This window comes from Sphaerisporangium siamense (genome assembly GCF_014205275.1).
GTDB classification, from domain to species: domain Bacteria; phylum Actinomycetota; class Actinomycetes; order Streptosporangiales; family Streptosporangiaceae; genus Sphaerisporangium; species Sphaerisporangium siamense.
In genome coordinates this window covers 2,288,122-2,298,050 of record NZ_JACHND010000001.1, presented here as the reverse complement: position 1 = coordinate 2,298,050, position 9,929 = coordinate 2,288,122, and the positions used below count along the sequence as shown (strand labels likewise).

General features: G+C 70.8%; 9 protein-coding genes. 4 read left to right on the top strand and 5 right to left on the bottom strand.

Annotated elements, in window-relative coordinates:
• Entirely contained in the window at window positions 1-1,227 is a 1,227-nt protein-coding gene (locus BJ982_RS10795) for a benzoate/H(+) symporter BenE family transporter (RefSeq protein ID WP_239123688.1), read from the bottom strand.
• Between the two features lie 70 nt (window positions 1,228-1,297).
• Between BJ982_RS10795 and BJ982_RS10790 the strand changes: the two genes are divergently transcribed.
• Window positions 1,298-1,879: a helix-turn-helix domain-containing protein gene (locus BJ982_RS10790; RefSeq protein ID WP_311772258.1), complete on the top strand. Its 582-nt coding sequence runs from the start codon at window positions 1,298-1,300 to the stop codon at window positions 1,877-1,879.
• Window positions 1,880-1,968: 89 nt separating this feature from the next.
• Here BJ982_RS10790 and BJ982_RS10785 read toward each other — a convergent pair whose 3' ends face one another.
• The 3 genes from BJ982_RS10785 to BJ982_RS10775 all read right to left on the bottom strand — a co-directional run bounded on the left by BJ982_RS10785 (window position 1,969) and on the right by BJ982_RS10775 (window position 3,893).
• Window positions 1,969-2,424 (bottom strand): hypothetical protein, encoded by a 456-nt coding sequence (locus BJ982_RS10785; RefSeq protein WP_203959430.1) that lies wholly within the window; start codon window positions 2,422-2,424, stop codon window positions 1,969-1,971.
• Window positions 2,425-2,523: 99 nt separating this feature from the next.
• Window positions 2,524-3,507 (bottom strand): hypothetical protein, encoded by a 984-nt coding sequence (locus tag BJ982_RS10780; RefSeq protein ID WP_184879024.1) that lies wholly within the window; start codon window positions 3,505-3,507, stop codon window positions 2,524-2,526.
• A 2-nt stretch (window positions 3,508-3,509) separates the two neighbouring features.
• Window positions 3,510-3,893, bottom strand: a complete 384-nt coding sequence (locus tag BJ982_RS10775) for a hypothetical protein (protein WP_184879022.1) — start codon at window positions 3,891-3,893, stop codon at window positions 3,510-3,512.
• 157 nt (window positions 3,894-4,050) lie between these two features.
• Between BJ982_RS10775 and BJ982_RS10770 the strand changes: the two genes are divergently transcribed.
• From BJ982_RS10770 to BJ982_RS10760, 3 genes are all read left to right on the top strand, one after another.
• Window positions 4,051-7,509: a CHAT domain-containing tetratricopeptide repeat protein gene (locus BJ982_RS10770; protein ID WP_184879020.1), complete on the top strand. Its 3,459-nt coding sequence runs from the start codon at window positions 4,051-4,053 to the stop codon at window positions 7,507-7,509.
• A gap of 144 nt (window positions 7,510-7,653) precedes the next feature.
• Window positions 7,654-8,631, top strand: a complete 978-nt coding sequence (locus BJ982_RS10765) for a sporulation protein (protein WP_184879018.1) — start codon at window positions 7,654-7,656, stop codon at window positions 8,629-8,631.
• Window positions 8,632-8,841: 210 nt separating this feature from the next.
• On the top strand, window positions 8,842-9,420 hold the full coding sequence (locus tag BJ982_RS10760) for a helix-turn-helix transcriptional regulator (protein WP_184879015.1): 579 nt from the start codon (window positions 8,842-8,844) through the stop codon (window positions 9,418-9,420).
• On the opposite strand, the gene BJ982_RS10755 is transcribed toward BJ982_RS10760, so the two are convergent.
• Complete coding sequence (locus BJ982_RS10755) at window positions 9,404-9,928, bottom strand: flavin reductase family protein (protein ID WP_184879012.1); 525 nt, start codon at window positions 9,926-9,928, stop codon at window positions 9,404-9,406. The genes BJ982_RS10760 and BJ982_RS10755 overlap by 17 nt on opposite strands.
• Between the last annotated feature and the right edge of the window lies 1 nt (window position 9,929).

Here is a 9,929-nt window from a genome sequence, read left to right as displayed (position 1 = left end):
TCAAGATGGTCTTCGACCTGCGTGATGAACCCGGCGTTCCACCCCGGTTTCCGCAGTGGACGACGATTGCCGTTCCAACGGTGGTCGTCTGTGCAGCAGGAGTGCGGTCAGGCCGCCCGCGACCAGGCCCCAGAACGCCGCGCCGATGCTCAGGATCGTCATCCCCGACGCGGTGACCACGAAAGTGACCACCGCGGCCTCCCGTCCCTCCGGCTCGGTCACCGCGCCGGCCAGCGACGAGCCGAGCGCCGGCAGCAAGGCGAGGCCGGCCACCGCGATGACCAGCACGGGTGGGGATAGCAGCACCAGAGCCATGGCCAGGCCGGCTCCGAGGCCAAGGGTCAGCTGCCCGGTGCCGAGGGCCACCGTCGCGATCCACCGGCGCCCAGGGTCAGGGTGAGTGTCCGGACCGGCGGTCAGCGCTGCGGTGATCGCGGCCAGGTTGACGGCGTGACCGCCGAACGGCGCCGCCGCCGCGCTCGCCAGGCCGGTCACGACGAGGACCGGGCGCAGGGGCGGCGTGTACCCGTATGTCGCCATGACCGCCATACCGGGGACGTTCTGCGCGGCCATGGTGACGAGAAACAGCGGGATGGCGATGCTCACCACTACGGACGGGTTCAGCGTCGGGGTGGTCAGCTCGACCGCGGGCCGCAGCGCCGCGCCGGACAGGCCGCCGCCGGGCCCGTGCACCGCGATGGCGATGACCGCCGCGACGAGCGCACCCGGAACGGCCCACTGCCGCAGGTACCGCTGCAACACCGCCCAGGTCAGGATGACGGGCACGGCCAACAGGGGGATGTCGACGACGGCGCGGACCGGTGCGGTGCACAGGCTGAGGATGACGCCCGCCAGCATGGCACCGGCGATCGGACGCGGGATGGCTGCGATCGCCCGGGCCGGCCAGGGCGACAGACCCGCGAGGACCATGAGCCCGGCGCAGACGATGAACGCGCCGACCGCGGCCGGGAAGCCCCCGGGCACGGGACCGGTCGCCACCAGCAGCGCCGCGCCAGGAGTGGACCAGGCGATGCTGATCGGCATGCGGTACCGCAGCCCAAGGAAGACCGCCGCCGCCCCGATACCGCAGCACAGGGCGAGCAGCCCGGACGCGGCCTGCCCCGGCGTCGCCCCGACGGCACGCAGCCCGGCGAGCACGACGGTGAACGAACTGGCGTAGCCGACCACCGCGCTGACCAGCCCCGACATGACGGCCTGTACCCGCACGCCCACCCCTCGGTGTCGCCAGACTCACAATCGTTCCGTTTACGGAACGAACCATAGCCACGTCGCCACCGTGCGGACAAGCCCGGCGGCGGAATGCAAGGATTGCCGGGTGGACGGCCGTGACACGGATATCGGGAGCCGGCTGCGGCGATTGCGGGAGTCCCGCGGCATCTCCCTGTCGGCGCTGGCCCGCAGCGCCGGCATCGGCAAGGCCACCCTGTCCGGCCTGGAACTGGGCACCCGCAACCCGACCCTGGAGACGCTCTACGCGGTGGCAGGAGCCTTGGGCGTACCGTTGACGGCATTGGTTCTGGAGCCGGGCGCACCGCCCTCAGAGGCCGTCCCCGTGCCCGGCTCCGCCGTAACGGCCACACTGCTGGAGGTCTGGGAGGAGCCGACCGCGACATTCGAGTTGCTGCGCATGCGCGTCCGCCCCGGCCTCGTGCAGCACTCGCCACCCCACGCCCCCGGCGTGACCGAACACATCACGGTCTACACGGGCGTGCTGCGTGCCGGCCCGGCCGACGCCCCCCTGCTGGCCGCGCCGGGCGAGCACATCTCCTGGCAGGCCGACGTCCCACACATCTACAGCACTGTCGGCCCAGACGAAGCACTGGCCACCCTGCTGATCCGCTCCCCCCGACAGACCTGAGCCACCGAATCCACGGCGCAGCCATGTGGACCAGCTGTCCAGCGCTTCACCGATCTCGCGTCGAACCCAGGGCTCCGCCGTACGGGAGATCAGCGCGCTGCGCCCGTCCCAGTAGGCGGATGGGAAGTGACCCTTCCCTGGCGCACGTCCCAGGTTCCGCCGTCGGCGCTCGCGCCGCGCAGTCCGTGCAGGGAGTGGGGCCCGGCGAGCGCGGTCAGGCAAGGGTCCCCGAGGGAGGCGAACGCGACGGTGCGGGCCGGATCGAAGTCCGTGGAATGGCGCAGGCGGCGCGCGAGCCGGGCGAAGCCGAGCAGCCCGGCGGCGATCACCCACGCGTCGGGAGTCCGGGCCGTCAGCCGGATCGCCGGTCGCAGCCAGGAGGCGGCTGTCTCCGGCCAGTCGACGACGGTGAGTACCTTGCCACCGCGTGTCGTCCATGCGGCCGCGAATACTTGGGCGGTGGTGCGGGAGGTGTCGTCGCGGCTGTGTCCGATCCGGCTCGGCCCTGGAAACAGAAGGACCCCGGGACGTTCCTCACGGGCCAACAGCGCAGCGAGTGGCGGTGAGGCAGCGACCATACCCGGGGCTGATCGTTTCGGCCACAGCAGCAGCTCTGCCTCGGCGAGGAGCGTCAGGCGAGCCGGTCACGTCGCGGGCGGTGATGCGGATGGGATACGTGCGGGAAGGTCGGTCGCCGACAGGGGTGGGGTGTGCAGCAGGTGCGTTAGGGTCTGGCCGATGGCGGATGGAGTCTTGCCGGTGGTATCGACGCCCAGGTTTTCGGCCAAGCCGGCAAGGTGCAGGTGGGTGGCGGCCTCCAGCAGCAGGGCGTAGGCGCCGGCGGTGGCGCGGATTCGCTGCCAGGCGACGCCGGCCAGGACGGTGCTGATCAGTACTGCGGGCCACCACCATCCGGTCAGGGGCAGATACAGCAGGGACCAGCCGATCAAGCTGGTGGCACGGGACAGAGCGCTGCGAGCGGTGGTGATCTCGGTACGGGTGGTGTCGGGCAGGTGCAGCCACAGCGTCGGCCAGATGGTCGGCAGGTCCACCTGCAGCACCCGGTCCAGGCGAATGACAGCGGCGTTGACGCGGTCGCCGCTCCAGGTGGGGCGGTCGGGGGGTTCCAGGCAGATGCGCGTGTACGTGCGGTACGAGAGGTGCCGCCGGGCGCGTAGTTCCGAATCCGGCGAGGTTCCGCTGCGGCGGGCCTGCTCGGCCTGGTGGTAGAGCCGGTGGTATTCGGCGTGTGCCATGTCCCATCGGGTGCGGCGACTGGTGACGCGTCGCCGGGCCAGCCGGCGCAACGGGCCCGGCCAGGTGCGCCAGTCGGCGGCGAGGATGAGCCGTTCGGCCGCCGACCCTACGCCCTGAGTGGCCAGTCCGACCCCCGCGGCGGCCGCCAGGACGGCGGCGACCAGGACTACCTGGCCTCCGGCGCCGGTAGCGGCCGGGGTTGTGGTCCAGCTGGTGACGCGTGCGGTGAGGTAAGGGACGTCAAGGGCATGGCGGTGGCCCAGGGTCGCGGCAGTGGTGGCGATGGCCAGGTACAACACGCCGGGCAGCACCAGCAGGGACAGCCAGCGCTCGGCGAGTTTCTTGCCGAGCTCCTCCAGGAATCCGCCCACGGCTACAACTGGTCCCGGCGTAGTTGCCGGCCGGTTATGGCGCAGGTGAGCGGAAATGTGGTGGCGCTGTCCACCTGACGTCCCGAGCAGCGGCCCAGCGGGCACAGGTAGACCGGTTCGAAGGGCCGCTGTTCGTCAACCCCCGTCAGGGGCCCCGTGCGCAGGTGTCCCCACACTCCCAGCTGGTCCCCGGCTTTGCGCAGCGCGATGTGCAGCGCCTGCAGCTGATCGGCTGGGTCCTGGCCATTCCGTACCGCTGCCAGCAGGTGCCGCAGCGGCGAGGTCTTCTTGTCGGGCATGACGGCGTTCAGGGAGTCCAGCTCCGCGCACACCCACGCCAGGCCATCAGCGATCTGGCCGGCCCTTCGACAGGTTTCCTCGTTCACTGGTTCTCGCCTCTCCTTTGCCTGGGCTGCGCAGCTGTACGCCTTGTGAAGCCTGTGCAGGACGGGGGACGGGATGGTTGCGACCTTATCGGCTGAATCGGTGGCTGTACCCAAGGTGGTATTACGATCACCTTCAGTGCCTGATCCGGGAGGATGCGTGGCGGAACGAGACGATCTTCTACACGCCTTATGGGAAAGCGTGCGCCGGATCGCCACGGGAGATCTGTCGCCGGCATTGGAAGAGGCCGCGTTCCTTCAAGTCGGACGTGCCCAGATCATTGGCGATGACGGTGCGATCGATCTGGAGGTGGCGCACCTGCTCGGCTGGCTGCACTGGTGTCGCTATTGGGCCTCACCTGAAGATTCCCACCTGGAAGCCGCAGTCGGCATGTTGACTCCCTCCTTCGTCTACGGCATCGATGCCGTGCCCGAACCGCTGCTTCCCGCCCTGGCCGATAAGGCGGCCCCTATCGCGACGGAGATGCTCCAGCAGGTACTCGACTCGGCCGATAACGCACCTTTGTCGAACGTGGTCGAGCTATGGCAACGCATCGTTCGGCACACCCCCACCGGCCACCCCGGCCGCACCACGATGCTGTCCAACCTGGCCATCGCGCTGCAGGTCCGGTTCGAGCGCACCGGGGTACCGGACGACCTGGAACAGGCGATCGAAGCAGGCCGGGAAGCAGTACAGGCCACCCCCACCGGCCACCCCGGCCGCGCCGCGATGCTGTCCAACCTGGCCACTGTGCTGCGGCTCCAGTTCGAGCGCATCGGAGTACCGGGCGACCTGGAGGAGGCGATCGAAGCAGGCCGGGAAGCGCTGCAGGCCACCCCCACCGACCACCCCCACCGCGCCGGACGCCTGTCTGAACTGGGGAACGCGCTGCACGTCCGGTTCGAGCGCATCGGCGTGATGGACGACCTGGAAGAGGCGATCGAGGCAGGCCGGAAAGCGGTACAGGCCACCCCCACGGGCCATCCCGATCGCGCCGCGATGCTGTCCAACCTGGGGGGCGCGCTGCGGCTCCGATTCGATCGCACCGGGCTGATGGCCAATCTGGAGGAGGCGATCGAGGCAAGCCGCGAGGTGCTGCGTGCCACCGTCGCCGGCCACCCCTACCACGCCGGACGTCTGTCCAACCTGGGGATCGCCCTGCAGGCCCGGTTCCGGCGCACCGGGCTGATGGCCGACCTGGAAGAGGCGATCGAAGCAGGCCGCGAGGCGCTGCGGGTCGCTCCCGCCGGCCATCCCGACCGCGTCACGATGCTGTCCAACCTGGCCATCGCCCTGCAGGTCCGGTTCGAGCGCATCGGCGTGATGGCCGACCTGGAAGAGGCGATCGAGGCCGGCCGCGAGGCGCTGCGGGCCGCTCCCGCCGGCCACCTGTACCGCGCCACGATGCTGTCCAATCTGGGGGGCGCGCTGCAGGCCCGGTTCAGGCGCACCGAAGTGATGGCCGATCTTGAGCAGGCGATCGAAGCCGGCCGGGAGGCGGTGCGGATCACCCCGACCGGCCAGCCGGACCACGCCGGACGCCTGTCCAACCTGGGCAACGCGCTGCGGGTCCGGTTCGGACTCACCGGAGCGATGGCCGATCTCGATGAGGCGATCATCGCGTTCGGTGAGGCCGTGCAGGCCACCCCGGCCGGCCACCCCTACCAGGCTGGGTACCTGTCCAATCTAGGGATCGCCCTGCGGGTGCGGTTCGAGCGCACCGGAGTGGTGGCCGATCTGGAGAGGGCGATCGAGACAGGTGGGGAGGCGGTACGGGCCGCTCCCGCCGGGCACCCCGACCGCGCCACGATACTGTCCAGCCTGGGCAACGCGCTGCAGGCCCGGTATCAGCACACGCGCCTACAGAGTGATCTTGATGCGGCACTGTCGGCTTACGCCGGTGCGGCCGAAATCGATTCGGCTCCGCCATCGACCCGAATCCTCGCGGCCCGCCTGGCCGCTTCCCTCTGCGCACGCTCGTGTCCCGGGCGGGCTGCCGCCCTGTTGGAGGAGGCGGTGCGGCTGCTGCCGCAAGTCGCCCCGCGGCGGCTGGAGCGCTCCGACCAGCAGCATGCCATCGGCACCTTCGCCGGGCTCGCCGCCGATGCCGCCGCCCTGGCCCTGGACGACCCGAGCCAGCCTGCTCAGCGGCGGGCCACGCGGGCGTTAGGGCTGCTCGAAGCCGCCCGGGCGGTCCTGCTCAGCGAAGCCCTTCACACCCGTAGCGACCTGACCGATCTGCGCGAACGCCACCCCGAACTCGCCACGCGGTTCGTCGAACTACGAGAGATGTTGGACCGGCCGACCGGCGCGTCGGCTCCGGCCCTCATGACCGCCGCGGCGGAAGATGACACCGCTCCCTATCGGCAGACGAGACATGATCGGCGCCACCTGGCCGAGGAGTTCGCCACCCTGCTGGACCACATCCGCACCTTGGAGGGCTTCGCCTCCTTCGCCCTTCCCCCCACCACCGAGCAACTGCTGGCGCAGACCGAATCCGGCCCCGTCGTGGTGCTCAATACCGGCCACCGTAGCGACGCCCTGCTCCTCACCCCAGGTGGCATCACCACGCTCGAACTACCCGCCCTTACCCACGCCATCGTGGTCGGCCAGATCAACACCTTCCACCAAGCGCTGCACATCACCACCAACCCCGACAGCACCCGCGCCGAGCGAATCGGCGCCCAGGACACGATCCGAGGCATCCTTGGCTGGCTGTGGGACGCCACCGCCGAACCCATCCTGCGTGAACTGGGCCATCACCAGCCGCCCGCGGCAGGTCAGCCGTGGCCGCGGGTGTGGTGGGCACCAGGCGGCCTGCTGAGCCTGCTGCCCATCCATGCCGCCGGCCACCACACCGATCCACCCGGGCCAGGACGGCGCACGGTGATGGATCGGGTCATCTCTTCCTACACCCCGACCGTCGGCGCCCTGCGCCACGCCCGCCGGCGCAGCGCCGCCCATCCCGGGCCGGCGCACCGGGGGTTGATCGTGGCGATGCCCACCACCCCTGGCCTGCCCGATCAGGGCCGACTGCCGAACGTGCCCGCCGAAGCCGCCACGGTGCGCGCCCACCTGCCCCACTCGACGCTGCTGGCCGAACCCGACGACGTCACACCCGCCGACTCCAGCCAGGCGCCCACCTTCGCCAACGTGCTGGCCCATCTGCCCGCCTGCACGATCGCGCACTTCGCCTGCCACGGTCACAGCGATCCCGCCGACCCCTCAGCGAGCCGGTTGCTGCTGCACGACCACCAGACCACACCACTGACCATCGCCGCCCTGGCCCCCATCTCTCTGGACCAGGCGCGCCTGGCCTACCTGTCGGCCTGCAGCACCGCTCTCATCGCCGCCACCACGTTGCTGGATGAGGCCACCCAACTGACCACAGCTTTTCAGCTCGCCGGATTCCCCCACGTCATCGGCACCCTGTGGCCTATCGACGACGATATCGCCGTCACCATCGCCGATGCCTTCTACACCCACCTGACCACCAGCGACGGCACCCTGGATCCCGCGCTGGCGGCCTGCGCTCTGCACCACGCCGTTCGCTCCGCCCGGGATGAATACCCCGCCACCCCGTCCCTGTGGGCCGCCTACATCCACGCCGGTGCCTGATCCCGCCGGCCACGGACCCTAGATGGAGCTTGTCCTCGCCGGCCGCCTGAGTTTGCTGTCTTGTGGAACGCGGTGGGGGTGTCGATCGTTCTGGCGGTCGGCTGGCGCCGTGTATCGGCGGACGATCTTCGATGGGAGAGAAGCGTGGTCTTCAAACGGCTGCTGGGCACCTTCGGTGTGGGGGCGCCTTCGGTGGACACCGTTCTGGCCGATTCGCGGGTTCGGCCGGGCGGGGTGTTGAGGGGGGAGGTGCGGCTCGACGGGGGCGAGTTCGACGCCGAGATCGAGCACGTCACCCTCGGGCTGGTCGCGGGGGTGGAGGTGGAGCACGGCGAGGCGGAGCAGGCCGGGCTCGGGGAGTTCCATCGGGTTTCGGTGTCGGGGCCGTTCACGCTGCACAAGGGAGAGGACAAGGCGATCCCCTTCGAGATCCCGCTGTCCTGGGAGCTGCCCGTCAGCGAGGTCGGAGGGCATCCTCTGACCGGTATGGCCCTCGGCGTGCGCACGGAGCTCGCGATCGCCAAGGCCGTGGACAAGGGCGATCTGGACCCGTTCACCGTCGAGCCGCTGCCCTCCCAGGTCGCCATTCTGCAGGCGATCATCGACCTCGGCTTCCGGTTCAAGTCCGCGGACCTGGAGGCCGGGCGGCTGTTCGGGGTGGAGCAGGAGCTGCCGTTCTACCAGGAGATCGAGTTCTACCCGTCCGCGCGGCACGCGGGGCTGGTGAACGAGATCGAGCTGACCTTCGTGGCCTCCCCGGAGGGGCTGGAGGTCATCCTGGAGGCCGACAAGAGCGCCGGGCGGTTCTCGGGCGACGCCATCGGCCGTTTCCGGATCGGACACGAGGAGGCGCTGCGGACCGACTGGGCCGGCGAGCTGGACCGGTGGCTGACCGGGCTCGCCGAGCACGGAGAGTACGGCCGGCCCGGACAGTACGGCGAGGCGGGGCCGTATGAGGCGTACGGCCACGACGGGCACCCGGGCGGGTACGGCGACCAGGAGCACCACCGCGGCGGGCCGGGCTGGGGGACGGTGGCGGCGGCGGGGGCCGCGGGAGTGGTCGGGGGCATCGTCGCCGGCGAGGTGGTCGAGGAGATCTTCGAGGATGACGAGGAAAACTAGAATTACCGCTCGGAATTCCCGGTAATCACGACATTATCGGGCGACCCCAGAAGCACGTGAAAAAAGACCCGGCGACCGTAAATCCAGGGGGCCGGGACGCGCGATCCATTTGTGGCCCGAGGCCGTGACAACGGCGCAGGGCCTTCGAAATTAAAAGCCGGGGGGCGCGAAAATCCGCGCGTACCGACCGGCATTCGAGAATGGATCGCGATGCTGACGGAACGGGGTCCTGAAGGTAAGTCGTCCGCCGATCGGGTGCGGGCCGACGAGCGTGTGCTGGCGGCGCTCGGCGGCCCGGTGGCGGCCGACACCTTGCGCCTGCTGTGGACGGCCTCGCTCGGGGACGCCACCTTGGCGCTCGAACTCGTGCGGGGCGGGCTGGAGTGCGGGGCGCTGGAGCGCCAGAACCAGACGTGGCGCTGGGGCGGCAGGCCCGGGGCGGCGGCGCGGCGACTGGCCGAGCTGATCGAGTCACGGGCCGAAGAGCTGACCGGCGCACAGCTCACGGCCCTGGAAACATTGATCAAGCCGCTCGCGGAACCGCTGGCGGCGATCAGCCGGGTGCGGTCGTCCCACGCCGCGGAGGTCCGGCTCACGCCCCGGGAGCACGACGTGCTGTCCCTGCTGTCCGCGGGGCTGAGCGCGACCGCGATCGCCCGCCGGCTGCGGCTGTCGCCGCGTACGGTCACCAAGCACCAGGAGCGGCTGTACCGCAAGCTGGGCGTCTGCGACCGGGTCAACGCCGTCCTGCTCGCGCAGCGGCTCGGCCTGGTCAGCGCGCCTTCGTGAACCCCGCCGCGGAGCCCACCGGCATGCCGGTGGGCTCCGGCGGCGCCAGGGTGTGGAAGTCGCGCCGGTGGTAGAGCAAGGGCCTGCCGGGATGCACCTCGGCGCGCTCGACCCGTCCGATGACGATGGTGTGGTCACCGCCCGCGACCAGCGCGTGGGACGAGCAGAGCAGGTACGCCAGCGCGTCCGGCACGACCGGCAGGCCGTCCAGGAGCGCGAGCGGGGCCGAGAACCGGGCGGAGCGGCGTCCGGCGCAGCGCCGGGCGACGTCCGCCTGGTCCTCGGCCAGGACGGTGACGGCGAACCTGTCCGCCGCGCAGAACACCTGGTGGGACGCGCCGTCGCGGGCCAGGCAGAACAGCACCAGCGGCGGGTCGAGCGACAGCGAGCACAGCGACCCGATCGTCACCACGCGCGGCAGGCCGTGCCCGTCGACGGTCGCGGCCACCGACACCGCGGTGGGCACCGTCGCCAGCGCGTCACGGAAGCCGTCCGCCGACAGGGGCATG

Bases quoted from the DNA above. Each gene is read 5' to 3' on its own strand.
- BJ982_RS10760 (WP_184879015.1), top strand. From the start codon at position 8,842: ATGCTGACGGAACGGGGTCCTGAAGGTAAGTCGTCCGCCGATCGGGTG.
- BJ982_RS10755 (WP_184879012.1), bottom strand. From the start codon at position 9,928: ATGCCCCTGTCGGCGGACGGCTTCCGTGACGCGCTGGCGACGGTGCCC.